The 23462-nt window shown below is 69.0% G+C and carries 25 protein-coding genes; 16 read left to right on the forward strand and 9 right to left on the reverse strand.

What is annotated here, in order from left to right; all coding sequences use genetic code 11:
* Positions 1–21: 21 nt before the first annotated feature.
* From G361_RS0125820 to thpD, 6 genes are read left to right on the forward strand one after another with little or no spacing between them, the layout of a single operon-like run.
* Positions 22–735, forward strand: coding sequence for a response regulator transcription factor (locus G361_RS0125820; RefSeq protein WP_026343514.1), 714 nt, complete (start codon positions 22–24; stop codon positions 733–735).
* Complete coding sequence (locus G361_RS44905) at positions 722–1615, forward strand: sensor histidine kinase KdpD (RefSeq protein WP_019930016.1); 894 nt, start codon at positions 722–724, stop codon at positions 1613–1615. The genes G361_RS0125820 and G361_RS44905 overlap by 14 nt, the downstream gene beginning before the upstream one ends.
* A gap of 46 nt (positions 1616–1661) precedes the next feature.
* Complete coding sequence (gene ectA, locus G361_RS44910; protein WP_019930017.1) at positions 1662–2216, forward strand: diaminobutyrate acetyltransferase; 555 nt, start codon at positions 1662–1664, stop codon at positions 2214–2216.
* Positions 2203–3462: a diaminobutyrate--2-oxoglutarate transaminase gene (gene ectB, locus G361_RS0125835; RefSeq protein ID WP_019930018.1), complete on the forward strand. Its 1260-nt coding sequence runs from the start codon at positions 2203–2205 to the stop codon at positions 3460–3462. Before ectA ends, ectB begins: the two co-directional genes overlap by 14 nt.
* A gap of 1 nt (position 3463) precedes the next feature.
* Complete coding sequence (locus G361_RS0125840) at positions 3464–3856, forward strand: ectoine synthase (RefSeq protein WP_019930019.1); 393 nt, start codon at positions 3464–3466, stop codon at positions 3854–3856.
* 11 nt (positions 3857–3867) lie between these two features.
* Positions 3868–4827 carry an ectoine hydroxylase gene (gene thpD, locus G361_RS0125845; protein WP_019930020.1) on the forward strand — a complete coding sequence of 320 codons (960 nt, stop codon included), beginning with the start codon at positions 3868–3870 and terminating at the stop codon, positions 4825–4827.
* 145 nt (positions 4828–4972) lie between these two features.
* On the opposite strand, the gene G361_RS0125850 is transcribed toward thpD, so the two are convergent.
* Together G361_RS0125850 and G361_RS0125855 are read right to left on the reverse strand one after the other, a co-directional pair.
* Positions 4973–6100: an acyl-CoA dehydrogenase family protein gene (locus G361_RS0125850; RefSeq protein ID WP_019930021.1), complete on the reverse strand. Its 1128-nt coding sequence runs from the start codon at positions 6098–6100 to the stop codon at positions 4973–4975.
* Complete coding sequence (locus G361_RS0125855) at positions 6101–7330, reverse strand: acyl-CoA dehydrogenase family protein (protein ID WP_019930022.1); 1230 nt, start codon at positions 7328–7330, stop codon at positions 6101–6103.
* A gap of 171 nt (positions 7331–7501) precedes the next feature.
* On the opposite strand from G361_RS0125855, the gene G361_RS0125860 reads away from it, so the two are divergent.
* Both G361_RS0125860 and G361_RS47800 read left to right on the forward strand, forming a co-directional pair.
* Entirely contained in the window at positions 7502–7939 is a 438-nt protein-coding gene (locus G361_RS0125860) for a DUF1707 domain-containing protein (RefSeq protein ID WP_019930023.1), read from the forward strand.
* Positions 7940–8029: 90 nt separating this feature from the next.
* The gene (locus G361_RS47800) at positions 8030–8176 is read left to right on the forward strand and encodes a DUF1059 domain-containing protein (protein WP_019930024.1); all 147 of its coding nucleotides are present in this window, start codon (positions 8030–8032) and stop codon (positions 8174–8176) included.
* 72 nt (positions 8177–8248) lie between these two features.
* On the opposite strand, the gene G361_RS0125870 is transcribed toward G361_RS47800, so the two are convergent.
* From G361_RS0125870 to G361_RS51505, 5 genes are read right to left on the reverse strand one after another with little or no spacing between them, the layout of a single operon-like run.
* The gene (locus tag G361_RS0125870) at positions 8249–9166 is read right to left on the reverse strand and encodes a potassium-transporting ATPase subunit C (RefSeq protein ID WP_019930025.1); all 918 of its coding nucleotides are present in this window, start codon (positions 9164–9166) and stop codon (positions 8249–8251) included.
* The gene (gene kdpB / locus G361_RS0125875) at positions 9166–11319 is read right to left on the reverse strand and encodes a potassium-transporting ATPase subunit KdpB (RefSeq protein ID WP_019930026.1); all 2154 of its coding nucleotides are present in this window, start codon (positions 11317–11319) and stop codon (positions 9166–9168) included. The genes G361_RS0125870 and kdpB overlap by 1 nt, the downstream gene beginning before the upstream one ends.
* Entirely contained in the window at positions 11319–12992 is a 1674-nt protein-coding gene (gene kdpA / locus G361_RS0125880; RefSeq protein ID WP_019930027.1) for a potassium-transporting ATPase subunit KdpA, read from the reverse strand. Before kdpA ends, kdpB begins: the two co-directional genes overlap by 1 nt.
* Complete coding sequence (kdpF, locus tag G361_RS51500; protein WP_036495528.1) at positions 12993–13079, reverse strand: K(+)-transporting ATPase subunit F; 87 nt, start codon at positions 13077–13079, stop codon at positions 12993–12995.
* The gene (locus G361_RS51505) at positions 13076–13207 is read right to left on the reverse strand and encodes a hypothetical protein (protein ID WP_019930028.1); all 132 of its coding nucleotides are present in this window, start codon (positions 13205–13207) and stop codon (positions 13076–13078) included. The genes kdpF and G361_RS51505 overlap by 4 nt, the downstream gene beginning before the upstream one ends.
* A gap of 221 nt (positions 13208–13428) precedes the next feature.
* Here G361_RS51505 and G361_RS44920 point away from each other — a divergent pair, with 221 nt between their 5' ends.
* From G361_RS44920 to G361_RS0125925, 7 genes are all read left to right on the forward strand, one after another.
* Positions 13429–16104: a sensor histidine kinase KdpD gene (locus G361_RS44920; protein ID WP_081635581.1), complete on the forward strand. Its 2676-nt coding sequence runs from the start codon at positions 13429–13431 to the stop codon at positions 16102–16104.
* A complete protein-coding gene (locus tag G361_RS0125900; protein ID WP_019930030.1) occupies positions 16101–16817 on the forward strand; it encodes a response regulator in 717 nt (238 codons plus the stop codon). The genes G361_RS44920 and G361_RS0125900 overlap by 4 nt, the downstream gene beginning before the upstream one ends.
* A 147-nt stretch (positions 16818–16964) precedes the next feature.
* Positions 16965–17429, forward strand: a complete 465-nt coding sequence (locus G361_RS0125905) for an OsmC family protein (protein WP_019930031.1) — start codon at positions 16965–16967, stop codon at positions 17427–17429.
* 91 nt (positions 17430–17520) lie between these two features.
* Positions 17521–17802 carry an acylphosphatase gene (locus G361_RS0125910; protein ID WP_019930032.1) on the forward strand — a complete coding sequence of 94 codons (282 nt, stop codon included), beginning with the start codon at positions 17521–17523 and terminating at the stop codon, positions 17800–17802.
* 24 nt (positions 17803–17826) lie between these two features.
* Positions 17827–18855, forward strand: coding sequence for a hypothetical protein (locus tag G361_RS51180; RefSeq protein WP_019930033.1), 1029 nt, complete (start codon positions 17827–17829; stop codon positions 18853–18855).
* A complete protein-coding gene (locus G361_RS0125920; protein WP_026343517.1) occupies positions 18855–20030 on the forward strand; it encodes a glutathionylspermidine synthase family protein in 1176 nt (391 codons plus the stop codon). The genes G361_RS51180 and G361_RS0125920 overlap by 1 nt, the downstream gene beginning before the upstream one ends.
* Before the next feature lie 56 nt (positions 20031–20086).
* A complete protein-coding gene (locus G361_RS0125925; RefSeq protein ID WP_026343518.1) occupies positions 20087–20536 on the forward strand; it encodes a DUF350 domain-containing protein in 450 nt (149 codons plus the stop codon).
* Here the strand turns inward: G361_RS0125925 and G361_RS0125930 are convergent.
* Positions 20533–21567 (reverse strand): PHP domain-containing protein, encoded by a 1035-nt coding sequence (locus tag G361_RS0125930; RefSeq protein ID WP_019930036.1) that lies wholly within the window; start codon positions 21565–21567, stop codon positions 20533–20535. The two genes, G361_RS0125925 and G361_RS0125930, sit on opposite strands and share 4 nt — an antisense overlap.
* Positions 21568–21740: 173 nt before the next feature.
* On the opposite strand from G361_RS0125930, the gene G361_RS0125935 reads away from it, so the two are divergent.
* Complete coding sequence (locus tag G361_RS0125935) at positions 21741–22592, forward strand: metal-dependent hydrolase (protein ID WP_231387099.1); 852 nt, start codon at positions 21741–21743, stop codon at positions 22590–22592.
* On the opposite strand, the gene mutM is transcribed toward G361_RS0125935, so the two are convergent.
* Complete coding sequence (gene mutM / locus G361_RS0125940; RefSeq protein WP_019930038.1) at positions 22583–23461, reverse strand: bifunctional DNA-formamidopyrimidine glycosylase/DNA-(apurinic or apyrimidinic site) lyase; 879 nt, start codon at positions 23459–23461, stop codon at positions 22583–22585. The two genes, G361_RS0125935 and mutM, sit on opposite strands and share 10 nt — an antisense overlap.
* Position 23462 lies beyond the last annotated feature (1 nt).

A 23462-nucleotide genomic window follows, 5' to 3' on the forward strand; every position in this document is an offset into this window, starting at 1 on the left:
GCCGGTAGGATGCTCGTCGTCATGAATGCGAACCTGATGATCGTCGAGGACGACGACCGGGTTCGTGCCGCACTCCGTCTCGCGATGGAGGACGAGGGCTACGAGGTCACCGAGGCCGAGCACGGCGAAGCCGCGCTGGAACGCCTCCGAACGGACGGCCCGCCCGACGTCATGATCGTCGACCTGATGCTCGGCGGCGCGATGGACGGTTTCTCCTGTATCCGCGAGATCCGCCGCGACCACGACGTCCCGATCATCGTGGTCAGCGCCCGCGACGACACCCACGACGTGGTGGCGGCGCTCGAGGCCGGCGCCGACGACTACGTCACCAAGCCGTTCGAGATCAAGGAGATCACCGCCCGGATGCGGGCCCTGCGCCGGCGCGCTCAGCCCGCCGCCGAACCGCCGCCGCCACCGGAACTGGCCCTGGACGCCGACCCGGACGCGCCGCTGTTGCTGTCCCCCGACGCGGGCACCGTGCGCCGCGGCGCGGAGGAGGTCCATCTCACCGTGACCGAGTTCCGGTTGCTGTGCGAACTCGCGGAGACCCCCGGCCGGGTGCTGTCCCGCAGCACCCTGCTGGAGCGGGTCTGGGATCGCGGGCACTTCGGTGACGAGCGCATCGTCGACGTCCACGTGCGGCGACTGCGCACCAAGATCGAGAAGGACCCCTCGGATCCCGCCATCGTGGTGACGGTCCGGGGACTGGGCTACCGGCTGGATGTCCAGCGCTGACGGCCGGGCCGCCGCGGTCGCCGCCGGCGCCGGACTGGCGGTCGTGGCACTGACGGCCGTCGCGGCCCTCGCCGACGGCCCGTGGACCACCGCGGCGGTGTGCGTACTCGGCGGCGGCGGACTGGGCGCGATCCTCTGGCTGGTGCTGCGGCGCTGGGCGCGCGAACAGCAGGCCACCCTCGACTCGCTGCGCCGGCAGGCCGGCCGGGAGGACCGGCTGATCGGCGATCTCGGCCACGAACTGCGCAATCCGGTCACCACCCTGTCCACCAGCGTGGAGGTGCTGAGCCGGCACGAGGCCGAGATCCCGGACCGGCCGCGCCGCGCGCTGCGGCTGGCCCGCGCCGAGATCGAGCACCTGCGCCGGCTGCTGGACGACCTGCTCGCCCTCGCGCGCGCCGAGGCCGGGGTGCACACCGTCGAGTCGCGCCCGATCTCGCTGCGCGAACTGCTCGCCTACGTGCTGACCGGGCGGCAACTGCCGCCGGAGCTGCTCGCCGCGGGCCCCGATCTCACGGTGACCGCCCGCCCCGCCGAACTCGAGCGCGCCCTCGGCAATCTGGTCGACAACGCCGAACGCCACGGCGGCGGGCTGGTCGGGCTCGCCCTGGCGCCGGCCGGGGCCTGGGCGGTGATCACGATCGACGACGCGGGTCCCGGCGTGCCCGCCGCCGACCGGGAGCGCATCTTCGAGCGCTTCGAGACCGGCCGCCGCGGCCGGCGCGGCACCGGTATCGGGCTCGCGCTGGTCGCGGAGACGGTCGTCGCGCACGGCGGACAGGTGAGCTGTGACACCCGGCCCGGGGGTGGCGCGCGGTTCGTGGTGCGGCTTCCGGCCGTGACGGATGTCACTCGACCTGGGATTGTCACAGAACAGTAAAGTTTCCGTCCGGTAAAACTCAACATCGAGTGGCAACTCTGTCCGTGTGACGCAGACCCGAACGCTCAGCCGGACCGCCACCGAGACCGCGGTCATCCGCGCGCCCCGGACCGCGGACGGCGCACCCCTGTGGCGGATCGCCGTGGACTCCCGGGTGCTGGACGCCAATTCCAGCTACGCCTACCTGCTCTGGTGCCGCGACTTCCGATCCACCTCGGTGGTCGCCGAGATCGACTCGGAGGTGGCCGGTTTCGTCACCGGATATCTCCGGCCGCAGGCCCGCGACACCCTGTTCGTCTGGCAGGTCGCCGTCGACGAGCGCTGGCGCGGGCGCGGCCTGGCCGCCGCGATGTTGGACCGACTCGTGGGTAACGTTGCCGGACAAGGCATTTCGACCCTGGAGACCACGGTCTCGCCGGACAACGAGGCGTCGCTGGCGATGTTCGCCGCGCTGGCGCGCCGGCACGACACCGACCTCGAGCGGGAAAGGCTGTTCACCCCACCAGATTTTCCGGACGGGCACCAAGCCGAGGACCTGTACCGGATCGCGCTGCAGACGGCGGCGCACACCGAAGAGGAGATCATCGATGACCACCGCTGAGATGACCGTTTTCGAGACCATGGAATCGAATGTCCGCGGCTACTGCCGGGATTGGCCGACGCTGTTCGACACCGCCTCCGGTGCCTGGCTGCGCGACAGCGAGGGCCGTGACTACCTGGATTTCTTCGCCGGTGCGGGGGCGCTGAACTACGGGCACAACAATCCGGTGCTGAAGGCCGCGCTGCTGGACTACATCGCGCGCGACGGGATCACCCACGGCCTGGACATGTCCACGGTCGCGAAACGCGATCTGCTGCAGACCATCGACCGGGTGCTGCTGACCCCGCGCGGCCTGGACCACAAGGTGCAGTTCCCCGGCCCGACCGGCGCGAACGCCGTGGAGGCGGCACTCAAGCTGGCGCGCAAGGTGACCGGCCGCACCACGGTGCTGAACTTCACCAACGCCTTCCACGGCATGACGCTGGGCGCGCTGGCCGTGACCGGTAACGCCGCCAAGCGCGCCGGTGCGGGAGTGCCGCTGTCCCATGTGAATTCGATGCCGTTCGACGGCTATCTGGACGGCGACGAGCTGTCCTGGATGGAGCGTGCGCTCGACGACGGCTCCTCGGGCGTGGACAAGCCCGCGGCGGTGATCGTGGAGACCGTGCAGGGTGAGGGCGGGGTCAACGTGGCCCGGCCGCAGTGGCTGCGCCGCCTGGCCGAATTGTGTTCCGCGCGTGACATTCTGCTGATAGTCGACGATGTGCAGATGGGCTGCGGGCGGACCGGACCGTTCTTCTCCTTCGAGGTCGCGGGGATCACCCCCGATATCGTCACGTTGTCGAAATCCATCGGCGGCTACGGACTTCCGATGGCGCTGGTGCTGATGCGGCCGGAGCTGGACCAGTGGACCCCCGGTGAGCACAACGGCACCTTCCGCGGCAACAACCCGGCCTTCGTCACCGCGACGGCCGCGCTGGAGCACTTCTGGTCCGACGGCACCCTCGCGGAATCGACCGCGGCCAAGGGTGATCGGATCCAGAGGTCGTTCACCGAACTGGTCGACCGGTATCCGGGCATCTCGACCCGGGGCCGTGGCCTGGTGCAGGGCCTGGTGTTCGACGAGGCCTCGGAGGCGGGCAAGGTCTGCCACGTCGCGTTCGAACAGGGTCTGCTGGTGGAGACCTCCGGCGCCGACGACGAGGTGGTGAAACTGCTTCCGCCGCTGACGATCACCGACGACGAGCTGGATCACGGCCTGGGCGTGCTCGCCGGATCGGTCGAGGCCGTGCGGGGAGGTCACTGAGATGATCGTGCGCACCACCGCGGAGATCACCGGCACCGACCGCGACGTCGCCGCCGAGCGCTGGCGCAGCAAGCGCATCGTGCTCGGCGGGGACGGGGTCGGGTTCTCCTTCCACGAGACCACCATCGAGCCCGGCACTGTCCACGAGTTCCATTATCGGCACCACGTCGAGGCGGTCTGGCTGGTGGAGGGCGAGGGCACCCTGTACGACCTCGACAACGACACGACGTACCCGCTCGGCCCCGGCACGATGTACCTGCTGAACGGGCACGAACGCCATCGCGTCGAGAGCCGCACCCGGATGCGGATGCTGTGTGTGTTCAACCCGCCGGTCACCGGGACCGAGGTGCACGACGAGAACGGCGTGTACCCGCTGGTGGCGGCCGAAGGATAGGAGTCGACCGGATGACCGTGACGACACCGGAACCGGAACCGGCACTGCCGATCCCGCCCACCTGGCCCGCCGGCCCCCCGGATCCGGGGGCGGTCGCGGCCGCTCATCCCCTGGATCGGTACCGCACCCGCACCGTCGCGGCGGTACCGCCGATCGATCGCGACGATCCCACGGTGTGGGGTGATCTGACGACACCGGAGCTGGCGGCCTTCGACACCGACGGCTACACGATCTTCGACGAACTGCTGCATCCGGCGGAGGTGGCCGATCTGGCCGCCGAGGTGCAGCGGCTGGCCGAGGATCCGGAGCTGCGCCGCGACGAGCGGGTGATCGTGGAGCAGGGTTCGAACGGGGTCCGCTCGATCTTCGAGGTGCACCGGATCGGTACCGTGATCGCGGAACTGGTACGGCAGGAACGCATCTCGGGCCTCGCCCGGCAGGTGCTCGGCTCCGAGGTGTACATCCATCAGAGCCGGGTCAACTACATGCCCGGATTCGCCGGCGCCGGATTCTATTGGCACTCCGACTTCGAGACCTGGCACGCCGAGGACGGTATGCCCGCGCCCCGGGCGGTGAGCCTGTCGATCGCGCTGACCGACAATCACCCGTTCAACGGCAGCCTGATGGTGATGCCCGGCTCGCATCGCACCTTCGTGGCCTGCCAGGGTGCGACGCCGCCGGAGAACTACCGGAAATCGTTGCGGGAGCAGCAGATCGGGGTGCCGGATCGCGGGGCGCTGACCGATCTGGCGGACAAGCACGGGATCGCGCAGTTCACCGGGGCGCGCGGATCGGCGCTGCTGTTCGATTCGAACCTGATGCACGGTTCGTCGAACAACATCACGCCGTTCCCGCGCTCGAATCTGTTCCTGGTGTTCAACAGCGTCGAGAACCCCTTGGACACACCGTATGCCGCACCCGCACCACGTCCGGAATACATCGCCGCGCGCAGTGTCGTGCCGGTGCGCTGACCCGCGAGGCCGGGCCGGCGCGCGCACCCGCGTCGGGCCGGCGCCGGTGCGCTGACCGAGAACTGCGCCGCCCGAAGGGTTCTCGCCCCGGGCGGCGCAGTGCGGTCCGGCCGGCCCGGGGCACGAACGTGGGCCGGCCGAAGCTCTATCGGGGATCGGTGAGCGCCGCGTAGCGCGCGGTGTGCCCGTCGGCGGTGCCCCATTCGTACCGGACGGCGGTCAGCCGCTTGAAGAAGTGCCCGATCACCAGTTCCTCGGTCATCCCCATCGCGCCGTGCAACTGCACCGACTCCTGCCCCAGGACCCGGGCGGCGCGGGCCACGGTGACCTTGGCCGCCGCGGCGGCGCGGGCCCGTTCCGCCGGAGCCGCACCGAGTTTCAGCGTCACCAGGTACGCCGCGGCCACCGCCTGCTCGAGTTCCAGATGCATGTCGACCATGCGGTGTTGCAGCGCTTGGAAACTCGCGATCGGCACACCGAACTGCTGCCGCTGCTTCGCGTACGCGACGGTCTCGGCCAGCACCCGGCGCATCGCACCGACCGCCTCCGCCGTGATCGCGGCGATCGCCTCGTCCCGGGCGGCGTCGAGCGAATCGTCCGCTCCCCCTTCGGATCCCAGCAGCGCGTCGGCGGGCAGCCGGACCCCGTCGAACACGAGGTCGGCGGCCTGCCGCTCGTCGATGGTCCGATAGGAGTGCATCGTGATCCCCGCGACGCCGGCGTCGGCCAGGAACAGCGAGACACCCTCGGTACCGGGAATGCGCGCGGTCACCAGCAGATGGGTCGCGATCGGGGCCGCGATCACCACCACCTTGGCGCCGTCGAGCACCCATCCGTCGCCCTCGCGGCGCGCGGTGGTGCCGACCCGGTGCAGGTCGTAGCCCGAATCCGCCTCCAGGGCGGCCAGTGCGGTGATCACCTCACCGGCGACGAGACCGTGCAGCAGATTCCCGGCGAGCTCGCCACCGGCCCGCTGCAACAATCCGGCGCCGACCACCACGGTCTCGACGTACGGCTCCACGACCAGGGCGGCGCCGAGCGCCTCGGCGATGATCATCGTCTCGACCGGGCCGCCGCCGGAGCCGCCGACGGCCTCCGGCAGGCTCGCGCCGAGGATGCCGACCTCCTCGGCGAAGGCGTGCCAGATCTTCGGCTGCCATCCGGCGCCCGTGCGCGCGGCCGCCCGGCTCTCCGCCAGACCGTAACGGGCCGTGAGGTAGTCGGTGAGCGTGTCGCGGAGCAGCTGCTGTTCGGCGGTGTATTCGAAGTCCATCTACAGTCCCAGGGTTGCCTTGGCGATGATGTTGCGCTGAATCTCGTTGCTGCCGGCGTAGATCGAGCCGGCGCGGTCGTTGAAGTAGCGCAGCGGCGCGACGGCCTGCCACGGCTCGCCGCCGAGGAAACCGTCCGCGGGTGCGTGATAGTCGACCACCGGGCCGCCCGGCATCGCGGCGTGCGGCTGGTACATCCGGCCGCGCGGGCCGGCGGCCGCCAGGGTCAGTTCGGTGATCCGCTGGCTCAGCTCGGTGCCGAGGATCTTCAGCGTGGACGCCGCCGGGCCGGGATCCTTCCCGCGCGACACCGCGGCCATGGTCCGGTATTCCAGGATCTCCAGCACATCCGCGCGGATCCGGGCGTCGGCCAGCCGCGCCGCGAACGCCGGATCGTCGAGCAGCGTGCCGCCGGCCGGGCCGGGCTGGTTCGCGGCGTGCTGCGCCAGCGTCTCCCCCAGCGCCTGCAGGGCCGGGCCCAGCGCCCCGCCGCGCTCGAAGTTCAGCAGGTACTTCGCGACGGTCCAGCCCTCGTCGATGCGGCCGAGCACATTCTTCTTCGGCACCCGCACCTGATCGAAGAACACCTGGTTCTGCACCTGTTCGCCGGAGGTCATGACCAGCGGCCGCACCTGGATGCCCGAGGTGTTCATATCGATGAGCACGAAGGTGATGCCCTGCTGCTTGCGCTCCTTGCGCGCGGTGCGCACCAGCGCGAAGATCCAGTTGGCCTCGGTGGCGTGGGTGGTCCAGATCTTGCTGCCGGTGCAGACCAGATCGTCACCGTCGTCGACGGCCGCCATGGTCAGCGAGGCCAGATCGCTGCCCGCCTCCGGCTCCGAGTAGCCCTGGCAGAAGAACACCTCGCCGGTCAGGATGCCGGGCAGGAAGTAGTCCCGCTGCTCCGGGGTCCCGAAGGCGATGATCGCGTGCGCGACCATCCGGATACCCATCGGCGACAGTGCGGGCGCCCCGGCCAGCACCGATTCGCGATCGAAGATGTAGTGCTGGGCCACACTCCAGTCACATCCGCCGAACTCGACCGGCCACAGCGGCGCGGCCCAGCCGCGCGCGTGCAGAATGTGCTGCCAGGCCATGCTGGCCTCGTGGTCCGGGTACACACTGGTGGCCAGGCGCCCGGCGCGGCGCAGGTCGGGGGTCAGGTTCTCGTCCAGAAAACGCCGCACCTCGTCACGAAACGCCAGATCGGTGGGCGACCAGTCCAGATCCACGGAGAACTCCTTGTTCGGTATGTGGTGCTCTACCTTCTCATTCGATGCCAGAGTAGCGCAAATGAAGGTTAACTTACCGCCTTCCTGGGCACGCCTTGACATTCCACAGTGAGAGGTAGATCCTGGGTATACACATTCCACTTAGGAACATTGATCCTGGAGGACCGTCCCATGGACATCGCGACCGGCACCCGCGCCTCCGACGCCGAGCGCCAGGACATCGTCACCCAACTGGCCCGGCACCTGAGCGACGGCCGCATCGACCTCACCGAATACGACCAGCGGGTGGCGGCGGTCTGGGCCACCACCACCCGCGACGACCTGCAACGCGTACTGGCCGACCTGCCGCCGGTCCGGGACCGCGCGAATTCCACCCCCGCGCAACCGGGTTCGCGGCGCCGCATCCCGCTGTGGCAGCGCATCGAGGCGTCCGCCTGGCTCGGGGTGAGCCTGCTCTGCGTCGTGATCTGGGCCCTGGTCAGCATCGGGCTCGGCGAATTCACCTATCCGTGGCCGCTGTGGGTGATCGGCCCGTGGGGAGCGGCCCTGATCTTCCGGATGCTGACGGGCTGGGAATCCGGCGCGGGCTGCGGCGCGCGCCGCCGGTAGCCGCGTTTTACCGGACGAGACCTTGCCCGATCCGGCCGCCACGCGGAAGGATGGCACGGTACGCCGTACGACACGCACCGAAGGACAGCGATGAAGACACGGATCAACTGCCCCTGCGGCGAATACATCACCGGTGAGACCGAGGACGAGCTGGTGTCGAAGACCAAGGCGCATCTCTCCGAGAAGCACCCCGGCCATGATTACTCGCGCGACGAGATCCTGTTCATGGCCTACTGAGCCGGAAGTTCGCACTCCGGGCAGCACACGGGCCGCCTTCCTCGCGAGGAAGGCGGCCCGTGCCGTACGCACTCAGCCCCGGTACGGATACTCCCGGTCGAGGGCGAGGTTGAGCTCCACCACGTTCACCCGCGGCTCACCGGCGAATCCGAGCACCCGGCCGTGGGTGTGCGCGGCGACGAGGTCCCGCACCCGGTCCTGGTCGATACCGCGGGTCTTCGCGATCCGGAGGATCTGGATCGCCGCGTACGCCGGCGAGATATCCGGATCCAGGCCCGAGGCCGACGCCGTCACGGCGTCGCTCGGCACCGGCGTGTCGACGCTCGCACTGCCCGCGACCGGCACGATCTGCCCGGCCGAATAGTCCTCGCCCGGCTTCGCGCAGTCCACCGCGACACCCCGGTAGAACGCGAGGAACGGCGTCCCGGTGACCCGGCAGTCCTCGTTCACGCTGACCACCCGGACCGGATTCGGCACCGTGCCCTTGGCATCGCGCTCCCCGAGTACCGACAGCACCGCGCCGACGCCGCCGGCGGTGCAGAACGGCCGGCCGCCGTCCACCCCCTCGAGACTCCCCACCGCCAGGCTGCGCGCACAGACCGTGGACAGCAGGGCCTGCTTGTCCTTCTTCGGATCGTCCGGATCGATCGTGTCGACGATGCTCTCCGGTCCCTGGTTCCCGAAACTGGAGTTGGTGGCGTCGTAGCCGTCCGGGATACTGCCGTCCGACGGCGCCGCATTCGACGGCCGGGTCTGGAAGTACTGGTTCAGCGCGGCGCCCTTCCCGTCGGTGTAGGCCTGCCCGATCAGGCTGGAGCCCACCACCTTCCCGTCCTGCCGCAGCAGCGAACCCTCGGCCCGGTCGTGCAGGCCGGGCAGTTGCGCGATCGCGAAAACCACCAGCGGATAAGCGATTCCGGTGATCACCGTGAGCACCAGCAGCGCGCGCAGCGCCGCGAGGTGCTGGCGAATCCAGGTCGACATTCTCATCAGGACATCCCGGGGAAGAATTGGATCACGAGGTCGATCAGCTTGATACCGACGAAGGGGGCGACGATGCCGCCGAGACCGTAGACGAGGAGGTTGCGGCTCAACAGCTTCGACGCGCTCGACGGCGTGTACTTCACGCCGCGCAACGCCAGCGGGATCAGCGCCACGATGACGATCGCGTTGAAGATGACCGCGGACAGGATCGCCGACTGCGGACTGTGCAGCCGCATGATGTTGAGCACGTCCAGCCCGGGGAACAGGCCCACGAACATCGCCGGGATGATCGCGAAGTACTTCGCGATGTCGTTGGCGATGGAGAACGTGGTCAGCGCGCCGCGGGTGATCAGCAACTGCTTGCCGATCTCCACGATCTCGATCAGCTTGGTGGGATCCGAATCCAGATCCACCATGTTGCCGGCTTCCTTGGCCGCCGAGGTGCCGGTGTTCATGGCGACCCCGACATCGGCCTGGGCCAGGGCCGGCGCGTCGTTGGTGCCGTCACCGGTCATGGCGACCATGCGGCCGCCGGCCTGCTCCTTCCGGATCAGCGCCAGCTTGTCCTCCGGCGTCGCCTCCGCCAGGAAGTCGTCCACCCCGGCCTCGTCGGCAATCGCCTCGGCGGTCAACGGATTGTCGCCGGTGATCATGACGGTCCGGATGCCCATCTTGCGCATCTCGCCGAACCGCTCGCGCATGCCCTGCTTGACGACGTCCTTGAGATGGATCACGCCGAGCACCCGCGCCGCGCCGCCGGCGATCTCACCGACCACCAGTGGGGTACCACCCGAGGCGGAGATCCCGTCGACGGTCTCGCCGAGCTGCGGCGGCACGGAACCGCCTGCGGCGCGCACCCATTCGGTGACGGCACTGGCCGCACCCTTGCGCAGCCGATGCCCGTCGGCCAGATCCACCCCCGACATCCGGGTCTGCGCGGTGAATTCCACCCAGGTGGCGCCGATCAGTTCGCCCGGCGTGCGTTCCCGCTTACCGAACGCCTGCTTCGCGTACACGACGATCGAACGGCCCTCGGGGGTTTCGTCGGCGAGGCTGGAAAGCTGTGCCGCGTCGGCCAATTCGTCGGCGGAGATATCCGGCGCCGGAACGAAGTCCGAGGCCTGCCGGTTGCCTAGGGTGATGGTGCCGGTCTTGTCCAGCAGCAGCGTGTTCACATCGCCCGCGGCCTCGACCGCGCGGCCGGACATGGCGAGTACGTTGCGCTGCACCAGCCGATCCATCCCCGCGATACCGATCGCGGACAGCAACGCCCCGATCGTGGTGGGGATCAGGCAGACCAGCAGCGACACCAGCACGATCCCGGTGACGCCGTGGACGTCCAGCGCCGGATTGTCCGCCACCCCGGGGTTGTTCGCCTTCGAGAAGATCGCCAGCGGCTGCAGGGTCGCCACCGCGAACACGAAGATGATCGTGAGCGCGGCCAGCAGGATGTTCAGCGCGATCTCGTTCGGCGTCTTCTGCCGCTTGGCGCCCTCGACCAGCGCGATCATCTTGTCGATGAACGAGCCGCCGGGCTCCTGGGTGATCCGGACGACGATCCGGTCGGACAGCACCGTCGTGCCACCGGTCACCGCGGACCGGTCACCGCCGGATTCCCGGATCACCGGCGCGGATTCGCCGGTGATGGCCGACTCGTCCACGGACGCAATGCCTTCCACGACATCGCCGTCACCCGGGACGACCTGCCCGGCCTCGACCACGACGTGATCGCCGCGCCGCAGATCCGGCGCCGGAACCCGTTCCTCGGCAGGGAGTGTCGTACCCGGCTGCCAATCGGGCAGCCGGCGGGCGACGGTATCGGTCTTGGCCTTGCGCAGGGTGTCGGCCTGCGCCTTGCCGCGCCCCTCGGCGACGGCCTCGGCCAGATTCGCGAAAAGCACGGTCAGCCACAGCCATACCACGATCGCCCAGGCGAAGAAGGTCGGCGTCGTGATCGCCAGGACGGTGGACCACACCGCGCCGATCTCCACGATCAGCATCACCGGGTTCTTCCACAGCGTGCGCGGATCCAGTTTCCGCAACGCGTCCGGCAGCGACTTCCACAGCAGCTGTGGATCGAACATGCCGCTGCGCACCCGGCCCGGTTGGGCCGGCTTCTCGGGTTGCGACACCACGGTGTCGAGGACAGGGGTGCTCATCAGTGGATTCCTTCGGCGATCGGCCCGAGCGCCAACGCGGGCAGGAAGGTGAGGGCGACCAGGATCACGGTCACGCCGGCGACCATGCCCACGAACTGCGGCCGGTGCGTCGGCAACGTGCCCGCGGAGGCGGGCGTATGCCCTTGCGCGGCAAGCGAACCGGCGAGCGCGAGCGCGAACACGATCGGCACGAACCGGCCGAACACCATGGCCAGCCCCAGTGCGGTGTTCCACCACACCGTGTTGGTGGACAGGCCCGCGAAGGCCGATCCGTTGTTGTTGGCCGCGGAGGTGAAGGCGTACAACACCTCCGACAACCCGTGCGGCCCGGAATTCGCCATCGAGGCCCGCTCCCCCGGCAACGCCATCGCCACGCCGGTGCCGATCAGCACGATCAGCGGGGTGACGAGGAAATACGCCGAGGCCAGCTTGATCTCCCGCGGAGTGATCTTCTTACCCAGATATTCCGGCGTCCGCCCGACCATCAGCCCGGCCACGAACACCGTGATCACCGCGAGGATCAGCATCCCGTACAACCCGGTCCCGGTGCCGCCGGGCGCCACCTCGCCGAGCTGCATGTTGAACATCGACATCAGGCCGCCGAAGCTGGTGTAGGAATCGTGCGCCGAATCCACCGCGCCGGTCGAGGTCAACGTGGTCGCCGACGCGAAGGTCGCCGAATCCGACACCCCGAACCGGGTGTCGATCCCTTCCATCGCCGCACCCACGGCCGTCGGCACGGTTCCGTGGTGATGCAACTGGAAGAAGGTCTGCAACGTCACGCTGATCACGGCCAGCGTGCCCATCACGGCGACGATCGCATATCCCTGCTTGGTATTGCCGACCATCCGGCCGAAGGTGCGCGGCAGCGAGAATCCGATCACCACGAGCAGGAAGATCTCCACCCAGTTGGTCCACGCGGTCGGATTCTCGAACGGATGCGCCGAATTCACGTTGAAGAATCCGCCACCGTTGGTCCCGAGTTCCTTGATGACCTCCTGGGTCGCGACGGGCCCGCCCGGCAGGGTCTGCGAACCGCCGTTCCCGGCCGTCGAGGCGACCTGCGAGAACAGATGGAAATTCTCGATCACGCCGCCGGCGATCAGCACGATCGAGAACACGACCGCGATCGGCAGCAGAATTCGGATGGTTCCCCTCACCAGATCCACCCAGAAATTGCCGAGATCCTCGGTACGGCTGCGCGCGAATCCGCGCACCAACGCGATCGCGACCGCCATACCGACCGCCGCCGATACGAAGTTCTGCACCGTCAGACCGGCCATCTGCACGAGATGCCCCATGGTCTGCTCGCCGCCGTAACTCTGCCAGTTGGTGTTGGTGACGAAACTGATCGCGGTATTCCAGGCCAGATCCGCGGACATCGTGGTCCCCGGATGCGGCAGATGCCACGGCAGATGCGCCTGCAGCAATTGGAAGAAGAACAGGAACAGCACACCGACCGCCGAGAACGCCAGCGCGCTGCGCGCGTACACCGCCCACGGCTGCCCGACATCCGGCTGCACCCCGATGGCCTTGTAGATCACCCGTTCGGCCCGCGAATGCCGGGTGCCGGAATACACCCGGTACATGTAGTCGCCCAGCGGCAGATGCACGAGGACGAGCGCGATGATCAGGGCCGCGACGAAAACGATCCCCGCAGTGGTCGTATTCACTCAGAACCTCTCCGGAAAGAGCAGCGCCGCCACCAGATAGACGGCGACGGCCACGGCGAGCACCGAGCCGATGATGTTCTGCGTCACAGCTTTTCCACTCCCCGCTGGATCAGGCCGAGCAGCGCGAAAATCGCCACCGTCAGCACCGTGAACACCACGACGGACATGTCGAAACCTCTCTCGAGACAGCCGCGCACCCCGAGGATGCGCCCCATCGAGTGAAACGCTCGTCCAGGTCCGATTCGAGACCGTTGACGCCTTCTTTGCGCCCCACGCCCCGGCATTGACGAGCCGTTTACAGGGCGTTCCCGCGGGCCCGTAGCCGTGGCATCAAGGTCGGGGCGCCGGCCGTCAAGAATTCGTCAAGGGCCCGATCACGATCGTCATCGCCGGTAGAACGGACCTCGCCCGGTCCGGAAACGGGCGGGGAATCGGAATGTGCTCGATTCGAGGAGACGTCAGTGCGGCAGCGCGCACAGCGATCGACACGCGCGATGATGAACGCGTGAAACGTGGCCAGTTGCGCATCTATCTGGGCGCCGCCCCCGGGGTGGGCAAGACCTATGCCATGCTCGGCGAGGCGCACCGCCGCCTCGAGCGCGGCGGGGACATCGTGGCCGCGATCGTCGAGACGCACGGCCGGGACCGGACCGCCGCCCTGCTCGACGGAATCGAGGCCATCCCCCCGAAACAGCTGACCTACCGCGGCGCCACGCTCCTCGAACTGGATGTCGAGGCCGTGCTGCGACGGCACCCGGCGGTCGTCCTGGTGGACGAGCTCGCGCACACCAACGTCCCCGGGTCGAAACACGAGAAGCGCTGGCAGGACGTGCACGAACTGCTCGCCGCCGGGATCGACGTGATCTCCACGGTGAACGTGCAACATCTGGAGAGCCTCAACGACGTCGTCCAGCAGATCACCGGCGTCGTGCAGCGGGAAACGGTGCCCGACAGGGTGGTTCGCGGCGCCGACCAGGTGGAGCTGGTCGACATCACACCGGAAGCTTTGCGCCGCAGGCTCTCCCACGGCAACGTGTACGCCGCCGACAAGGTCGACGCCGCGCTGCACAACTACTTCCGGCCCGGAAACCTCACGGCGCTACGGGAATTGGCGCTGCTGTGGCTCGCCGATCAGGTGGATGCCGCGCTGGCGAAGTACCGCGCCGAGCACAAGATCACCGACCTGTGGGAGGCCCGGGAGCGGGTGGTGGTCGCGGTGACCGGCGGCCCGGAGTCCGAGACCATCGTCCGCCGGGCCGGCCGCATCGCCGCCAAATCCTCCGCGGAGCTGATCGTCGTCCATGTGGTCCGCGGCGACGGCCTCGCCGGCGTGTCCACCCAGCGGCTCGCGCGCCTGCGCGATCTGGCCGACAGCCTCGGCGCCGGCCTGCACACCGTCACCGGCGACGACGTCCCCGGCGCCCTGCTCGATTTCGCCCGCCAGGTCAACGCCACCCAGCTCGTGCTGGGCACCTCCCGCCGCTCCCGCTGGGCCCGCATCCTGGACGAGGGCATCGGATCCACCGTGGTCCGCGACTCCGGCAAGATCGACGTGCACATGGTGACGCACGAGGAGGCTCGCCGCGGTTTCCGCTGGTCCGGCGTCACGCCACGGGAACGGAAACTGTCCAGCTGGCTGGCCGCGCTCGTGGTCCCGTCGCTGATCACAGCCGTGTGCTCGTACTGGCTGGACCCGCACCTGAACTTCGCGGGCGAGAGTTCGCTGTACTTCTTCGGCGTCATCGCGGTCTCGCTGCTCGGCGGCGTCGCCCCCGCGGCGCTGTCGGCCCTGTTCGGCGGGGTGCTGCTGAACTGGTTCTTCGTACCGCCGCGGCACAGTTTCACCATCGCGGAGGTCAACAACTTCCTGACCATCGTGGTGATGGCGGCGGTCGCGATCGCGGTCGCCGCGCTGGTCGACGTCTCCAAGAAGCGAGCCCTGCAGGCGCGCAAGGCCTCCCGGCAGGCCGAACTGCTGACCCTGTTCGCGGGTGCGGTGCTGCACGGCGCCGATCTGCACGATCTGCTCGAACGCGCGCGGGAGACCTACGGGCAGCGCGCGGTCGCCTTCGTCACCGATGTCGAGGTGGTGGCCTGCGTCGGCGAGAATCCGCCGCGGCTGCCCGCCGAGGCCGACACCGCGCTCGAGGCCGGCGACGACCTGCACTGGCTGTTGCTGTCCGGCCGCGCGCTCACCGCGAGCGACCGCGCGGTACTCGCCGTGGTCGCCAACCAAGCGGCCGGATTGGTGCGGCAACGGCAGCTCGCCGAGGAGGCGCGGGCCGCCGCGGGCGTGGTCGAGGCGGATCGGCTGCGGCGCGCGTTGCTGTCCGCGGTCAGCCACGACCTGCGCACCCCGCTGGCGGCCGCCAAGGCGGCGGTGTCCAGTCTGCGCAGCGACGACGTCGAATTCTCGCCCGAGGACACCGCCGAACTGCTGGAAACCATCGAGGAGTCGGTCGATCAGCTCACCGGCCTGGTCGGCAACCTGCTGGACTCGTCGCGCCTGGCGGCCGGTGTGGTGCGGCCGCAACTTCGCCGCATCTATCTGGAGGAGGCGGTGAACCGGTCGGTGCTCGGCGTCGGCCTGGGGACCCGCAGTCTGCGCCGCGCGGCGCTGGACCAGGTGAAGGTTGAGGTCGGCAACGTGTCCGTGCACGCCGACGGTGGTCTACTGGAACGTGTGCTGGCCAATCTGATCGATAACGCGCTGCGCTACTCGCCGCGCGACACGCCCGTGCGCGTGACCGCCGAACGCGCCGGCAACCGCGTCACCGTGGCCGTCGTCGACCAGGGTCCGGGTGTGCCCTCCGGCCTGGAGGACCAGCTGTTCGAACCGTTCCAGCGGCTCGGCGATCGGGACAATTCCACCGGTGTCGGGCTGGGCCTGTCGGTCGTGCGCGGATTCGTCGACGCGATGGGCGGGGTCGTCCGTGCCGAGCAGACCCCCGGCGGCGGTCTGACCATGATGCTGGACCTGCCCGCCGAACCCGGCGGCGGCAGTGCCGGTCGGGTGCGGGTACCGCGCGTCGACGCCGACGCCGACCGCGCGACGGCCGACACCCCGGCGAAACCGGCCGACGACGCGGCAGCGGAACAGGAGACGCGGTGACAGCAGCGAACGCATCCGCCCCGGCGGCGCCGACGCGGGTTCTGGTGGTGGACGACGAGCCGCAGATCCTGCGCGCGCTGCGCATCAACCTGTCGGTCCGCGGCTACGAGGTGATCACCGCGTCCACCGGCGCCGCCGCCCTGCGCGCGGCGGCGGAGAAACATCCCGCGGTGGTGGTGCTGGACCTCGGGCTGCCCGATATGGACGGGATCGAGGTGCTCGGCGGATTGCGCGGCTGGAGCCAGGCGCCGGTGATCGTGCTGTCCGCGCGCACCGATTCCGGCGACAAGGTGGCGGCGCTCGACGCCGGCGCCGACGACTACGTCACCAAACCGTTCGGTATGGACGAGCTGCTCGCCCGGTTGCGCGCGGCCGTGCGCCGCGCCGCCACGGTCGCCGGCGACGCCGCGGATCCGGTGGTGGAGACCTCCTCGTTCACCGTCGACCTCGCGAGCAAGAAGGTCGTCCGGCACGGCCACGACGTCCACCTGACCCCCACCGAATGGGGAGTGCTGGAGATGCTGGTCCGCAATCCGGGCAAACTGGTCGGCCGCCGGGAACTGCTGCGGGAGGTGTGGGGCCCGTCCTACGCCACCGAAACCCACTATCTGCGGGTCTACCTGGCCCAGCTCCGCCGCAAACTCGAGGACGATCCGTCGAATCCGAAGCATCTGCTCACCGAGGCCGGTATGGGCTACCGCTTCCAGGCCTGACGACGCGCGGAGGCTCCGTGGCGGTCGCGTGCGGCCCGCGTGACCGCCCCGACACCGGGAATTCCCCCGCGGTCCGGCCGGGTTGTCGAAGAGCACAGACGCCCGCGGTCGTGCGGGCGCGCAGCGACGGATGGCAGGATCGAAGACATGGCTTCTCAGGCGCACACCGCACAGACCACCACGAACGCCCCGGCCACCGCGCCGACCACGTTGTGGGTGGAGCGCACCGGTACCCGCAGCTACACCGGCCGCAGCTCGCGCGGCGCCGAGGTGCTGATCGGCTCGGAGAGCGTCCAGGGTGTGTTCACACCGGGTGAGCTGCTGAAGATCGCGCTGGCCGCGTGCACGGGCATGAGCTCGGATTTCCCGCTCTCGCACCGGCTCGGTGACACCTACGACGCGACCATCCGGGTCTCCGGCGCCGCCGACCGCGAGAACGAGGTGTACGCGCAGCTGGACGAGGTGCTGGAGCTGGACCTGTCCGAACTCGACGACGCCGCCCGCGAACGCCTGCTGGTCACCGTGCAACGCGCCATCGACAAGGTGTGCACGGTCGGCCGCACCCTGAAGGCCGGGACCACGGTGAACCTGACCTTCCAGGTGGACGCGTGAGCGCGGTCCCACCGTTGCGCTCGACCGGCCGCACCGCGATACACAGGGGTCGGCCCACCGTCGTACCCACGAGCCCCGCCGCGGTACGACGGTGACCGGCGACCGGGTGCGGCTCAGTGCCTGGGTGCACGGCCGGGTGCAGGGCGTCGGGTTCCGCTGGTGGACCCGCGCCCGCGCGCTCGAGCTGGACCTGACCGGCTTCGCGCGCAACGCTCGCGACGGCCGGGTCCACGTGATCGCCGAGGGATCGCGCGCACATTGCGAGCAACTGCTCGGATTGTTGCGTTCCGGTCAGACGCCTGGTCGGGTGGACGTGGTTGTGGAAGACTGGGTCGCCGCCCAGGGTGAACTGGTCGGATTCGAGGAACGGTAGTCGGCGGGGAACAGGGAGTCGGACATGCCAACTGAATATCCGGGCACACCCCCCGAGGTCCCCGATCCACGCGATGCCGCCTCCGGCGCTTCCGGAGCATCCCCGGATCGCGCGGACGACGACACCCCCACCACGAAGTACCACCGGACCGGAACCCCCGGCGCCACCGGGCCGGTGCCGCCGGCCACGGACGACGCCGACTGGTGGGCCCATGCGCCGAAGATCGAATACCCCTCCGACACAACGGGTCTCGTCGACGCCCCGGTGGGACCGACACCGGCCCTGCCACTCCCGGGCGCACCCGACGTATTCCCCCGGGTCGACCCCGCCGCCCTGACGGCCGACCCCGAATCGGGCTCTCCCACTCCCGGATCCGGCGCCACCGCCGCCGAATCCGGTCCGGCCGAACCCGGTCCGGCGTCCCCGCCGCGGTCCATGTCCGGCGCCCACGGCCTGCGCGGCGCCGAGCCGCCGCGCAAACCGCGGGGCAGCGTGCAACGGCAGAAGGTGGGCGTCACCGTGCCCCGCGACCCCTCGCTCGGCGAGGCGCGGGCGCGGGAGAAGGGCCGGGAACGGGCCGCGGCGGCGGAGCGACTGGCCGAGGAGCGGCTGGCGATCAAGCGGCGCAACCGCAAACGCGTCCTGATCGGCGGCGCGGCCGTCGCGGGCGTGGCGACGCTGGTCGGCGCCGGGTACCTGGCCTATTCGGCGGCCAACAAGCCGAACGAGGTCACCGCCTACTGCGTCACCGACGACAACAACCAGCAGACCGTGGTCCCCGACGACGACTGCGTGAAGGCCCAGGACTACGTCACCAGCTACGGTGGCGGCGGCTACTACAACGGCGCGTACACCCCCGGCATCCCCGGCATCTTCTTGTACAACGGGCATCAGTACCGCTATTACTACGGTGGTAGCAATACGACTATCGGAAGTCACCCCACCGGCGGCAGCTTCTCCACCCCTTCGCATTCGGTCACCAGCACCAAGAGCGGGACCGTCGTGCGCGGCGGGCTGGGCGTCAAGGGTGGCGGCAAGAGTGGAGGATCGTAGTGCGACGAGTGCACAGCTCGCCGCGGCCCGGCTGGCAACAGACGATTGCCGAGCAGGGCCTGGTATACGGCTCACCGGGCCGTGACACGAACGGCCGGCCCCGGCCGTACTGGGACGAATCGGTGCACTACGAATTCGATCTCGACGAGATCCTGGCGCTGGAGGCGCAGGTCGAGGTCCTGCATTCGATGTGCCTGGACGCGATCGAGCAGATCGTGCTCACCGAGCGGTTCGCCGATTTCGGCCTCCCGCAATGGAGTTGGGAACCGATCAAACAATCCTGGCAGCGCGGCGACCCGTACGTCTACGGCCGCTTCGACCTGCGCTATGACGGCCGCGGCCCGGCGAAACTGCTGGAGTACAACGCCGATACGCCGACCGCGCTGCTGGAGGCGGCGATCGTGCAGTGGCACTGGCTGACCGACCGCTATCCCGGCGACGATCAGTGGAACTCGCTGCACGAGAAGCTGGTTGCCCGCTGGGACGGGCTGCGCTCACACCTCGCCCGCGCGCAACTGCACTTCACCTGGTCGTCGGCGGATGCCAGCGGTGAGGACAACGTCACCACCGCGTACATGCAGGAGACCGCCGCGGAGGCCGGTTTCGACACCATCGCGCTGCCGATCGAGGACGTCGGCTGGGACCGCGAACTGAAGCGCTTCGTGGATCTCGCGGAGGCGCCGATCACCTCGATCTTCAAGCTGTACCCGTGGGAATGGGCGCTCGACGACGAATTCGGCAAGCAGATCATCGCCGAACTGCCGCACACGATGTGGATCGAGCCGCTGTGGAAGGCCCTGCTGTCGAACAAGGCGCTGCTGGCGGTGCTGTGGGAGATGTACCCGGGCCACCCCAATCTGCTGCCCGCCTACGTCGACGACCCGCACGAGCTCACCGAATACATCAAGAAGCCGAAGCTCGGCCGCGAGGGCGCCAACATGACCATCGTCGGCGCCGGCCTGGAGACCGCGACCGGCGGCGTGTACGGCGAAGAGGGTTACGTCTACCAATTGCTGGACCCGCTACCGGAATTCGACGGTATGCGGCCGGTGCTCGGCGCCTGGATCGTCGGCGACGACGCCGCCGGCCTGGGCATCCGGGAGACCCCCGGCCTGATCACCGACGACGGCGCCACTTTCGTCCCGCACCGCATACCCGCAGCGAATCACGGGTGAGGCGCTAGAGTGAGTGCGCTCGACCGCGCGCCTGCCCGACGTCCAGGAGAATGAACATGGCCACGATCGCTCTCGCACCCGGGTACTGGGGCAATCTCGGCCACGGGGTCGGTGCCATCGCCGCGTACGCGGCCGTCGGCCTGGTCCTGATGCTGGTCGGCTTCGCCGCACTCGACTTCACCACGCCCGGCCTGCTGCGCAAGCTGGTCGGCTCGGGGAAGCCCAACGCCAACATCATCGCCGCGGCCGGGCTGCTGGCGACCGCGATCATCGTGGTGTTCGCGATCTACAGCTCGGGTGGCAAGCTCACCGAGGGCCTGATCTCGGCGGCGGTCTTCGGCCTCGTCGGCATCGTGGCCCAGGTGGTGTCGGCCCGGATCCTGGAGCGGGCCACCGGTATCCACATCGGCAACCTGCTGCACGCCACGGTATTCGTCACCGAATCGCTCGTGGTCGCGGCCGCCCACGTGGGCATCGCCCTGGTGATCGGCATCGCCATCATCTAGTTGCTCGCGTTGTCCTCGGTGAAGGCCAGGAGTTCGTCCAGGGCCCAGGTGTCGATGACCCGTTCGGGCGCAACATCGTTGGCCAGGGCTCGCTCGCATCCGTAACCCTGCCAATCCAATTGGCCCGGGGCGTGGGCGTCGGTGTCGATCGAGAAGAAGCACTCCATCTCCACGGCCAGGCGGATCAGCCGGCCGGGTGGATCGCGGCGCTCGGGGCGGCAGTTGATCTCGACCGCGGTGCCGAATCGGCGGCAGGCCTCGAACACCACCTCGGCGTCGAAGTCGGACTCGGGCCGGGTGCCGCGGCCACCCTCCACCAACCGGCCGGTGCAGTGGCCGAGGACGTCGACGTTCGGATTCGCCACCGCGTACACCATGCGCTTCGTCATGGTCTCGCGGTCGGCGCGCAGGTGGGAATGCACGCTGGCGACCACGATGTCGAGCCGCTCCAGCAGTTCGGCCTCCTGATCCAGGGCGCCGTCGTCGAGGATGTCCACCTCGATGCCGGTCAGGATCCGGAACGGCGCGAGTTCGGCGTTCAACCGGTCGATCACGTCCAGCTGCTGCCGCAACCGCCGCGCCGACAGGCCGTTGGCCACCTTCAGTCGCGGCGAATGATCGGTCAGCGCGACATATTCGTGCCCGAGCGCGATCGCGGTGCGCATCATCTCCTCGATCGGGCTGCCGCCGTCGGACCAGTCGGAGTGGGTGTGCAGATCGCCGCGCAGCCGCTGCCGCAGCGCCTTCCCCGCCGGCCCGATCGGCTTTGCCGCGGACCGTAATTCGCTCAATTTCGCCGGAATGTCACCCGCGGCCGCGGATCCGATCGCGGCCGCGGTCTTCGGGCCGATTCCCGGGAGTTCCTGCCAGCGGCCATTTTTCCGATATTCGGTGAATTCGTCCGAGGACAGCGCGGCGACGGTATCGGCCGCCCGCCGGTACGCCCGGACCCGTGCCGTCTCCGCACGGGAGCGCTCCATCCAGAATCCGATCTCACTCAGGGCCGAGACCGTGTCGCGTTGTGCTCCCACCCATCCAGATTCCCATATCGGCGCCGGGCCAGGAATCACCGGAACACATACCTGCATTCGAATATGTCATTGCCATACCAAGAAATTGTAAAGAAAGAACTTGCTACCATCGGCCTCTCACAATACGAGAATCCTATTCTCAACGCCGTGATGGGACTGTGATGTTCAACCCGATGCCGCGCCGGCTCAAACCCCGCCGTACCACCTTCGACTGGGATCGCACGCCGATGCACTGGATCCCGGACGAGCCGACCGCCACCCACGTCGTCAACGCTCTGCATCTGCTGCTGCCACCGGGGGAACGATGGTTCATCGACGTGTTCCGCGAGGCGCTGCCGCTGGTCCGCGACGCGGAGCTGGAGGTCCTGATGAAGGGGTTCATGGGCCAGGAGGGCACGCACAGCGTCCAGCACGCCGTCGTCCTGGACCATCTCGCCGAGGCCGGACTCGACGGCCGGCCCTTCGTCGACCGGCTCGAGCAGGTGTTCCACGGCCCCCTGGGCCACCACCCGCCACGCCGGCTGCCGATACCGGGCCGGGAATGGCTGCGGCTGCGGCTGGCCGTCATCGCGGCGATCGAGCACTACACCGCCGTCCTCGGTGACTGGATCCTCGGCGCCCACGCCTTCGAACGGGCCGGCGCCGACCCCACCATGCTCGACCTGCTGCGCTGGCACGGCGCCGAGGAGGTCGAGCACCGCGCGGTGGCCTACGACGTCTTCGTCCACCTCGGCGGCCGCGGCCCGGCCCGCTACGTCCGCCGCGTCACCGGCTTCGCGATCGCTACCGTGCTGCTGCTGTGGTTCTGGTTCTGGGGCGCGGCCTATCTGATGGACGCCGATCCGCACCGCCCCGGCGGGAAATACCTTGTCTCCGACCACAATCGCGCGGTCCGAAAAGGATTGCTGCCGAGCTGGGGCCGGCTCGGCGCCGCGATTCCCCGTTATCTGCGGCCGGGGTTCCATCCCGACCAGGAGGGCTCCATGGAATCAGCCCTCACATATCTGGCCGGTCGTCAGCGCTGACGCTGACACCGCGGACAATAATAAGACGATCGATTCATGAATTTCGCGCGCAGGATTGCCGTACCGCACCGTCCGCACGGCTCTCCCTCGAGTCCGTAGGCATTCAGCGAGCGCGCGAAATATCCGGAATTACCATTCACATTCACGTACAGCGCGTCGAACGAGGTACCGCCCGCGACGAGCGCCTCGGTCATGACTTCCCGGGCGGTCGCCACGATTCTCGACGCCGCGGGACGGCTCAATTCGCACGCCGGCCGGGAGGGATGAATTTTCGCGCGCCACAACGATTCGTCGGCGTAGATGTTGCCGATACCGGAGATCACGGTCTGGTCCAGCAGCACGCGCTTGATCTCGGACTGCTTACCGCGCAGCTTCGACAGCACCGCGCCGGTGTCGAAGGCGGGATCCAGGGGGTCGCGGGCGATGTGCGCCACCGCCTCCGGCACCACGGTGCCGTCGACCTCGACCAGCGGATGCAAGGCCCAGCCGCCGAAGGTGCGCTGATCCACGAATCTCAGCTGAGCCCCGAAGTCCAGGGTGGCGACGATGTGCGCATGCTTCTCGAGCGGCGCGTCCCCCGGTTGTACCAGCATCTGACCGCTCATCCCGAGATGCACGACCAACGCCTCGTCGGCGGGGGCCCACCCGCCGGCCGGTTGCGGCTCGTCCAGGGTCAGCCACAGGAATTTGCCACGACGCTCGGCGGATCGCACCCGCAGACCGGCCAGCCGACCGGCGAGATCGTCCCCGCCGGGCAGATGCCGACGCACCGACCGGGGATGCTTCACCGTGACGGCCTCGATGACGTGACCGGCCACATGTTCGGTGAGTCCGCGCCGGACGGTCTCCACCTCGGGCAGTTCGGGCAAG

Origin of the sequence: Nocardia sp. BMG111209, from assembly GCF_000381925.1 — a bacterium.
Lineage (GTDB): Bacteria > Actinomycetota > Actinomycetes > Mycobacteriales > Mycobacteriaceae > Nocardia.